Raw genomic sequence first — 511 nt, forward strand, 5'->3', positions numbered from 1 at the left:
ACAGGCTCCCGACCGCGGGCGGCGGTTGCGGACGGTGTACGAATGGGATTGGGTTACAACCCAGAAGCACCAAAGCAAGGTACACACCGGGCGTTCGCGCGCCCGTAAGGAAGGGACCCCCGTGTCTGTCTACTCGCTGCCTGAACTGCCCTACGACTACGCGGCACTCGAGCCGCACATCTCCGCGAAGATCATGGAGCTGCACCACAGCAAGCATCACGCGGCCTACGTCGCCGGCGCCAACGCGGCCCTCGAGAAGCTGGCGGAGCTGCGCGCGTCCGACACGCTCGCGCCCGTCGTGAACCTGCACGAGAAGAACCTGGCGTTCCACCTCGGCGGCCACACCAACCACTCGGTGTTCTGGAACAACCTCTCCCCCGAGGGTGGCGACAAGCCGGAGGGCGAGCTGGCCGCCGCGATCGAGGACCAGTTCGGCAGCTTCGACGCGTTCCGCAGCCACTTCTCGGCCAACGCCAACGCCATCCAGGGCTCCGGCTGGTCCATCCTGGCC

The 511-nt window shown here is 66.9% G+C and carries 1 protein-coding gene; it reads left to right on the forward strand.

Annotation, left to right across the window (positions count from 1 at the left end; all coding sequences use genetic code 11):
* Window positions 1-121 precede the first annotated feature (121 nt).
* The coding region (locus AC1DYG_RS19280; protein ID WP_477641468.1) for a superoxide dismutase at window positions 122-511 on the forward strand (390 nt) is incomplete at its 3' end.

The organism is Pedococcus sp. P1_H8, assembly GCF_056405175.1.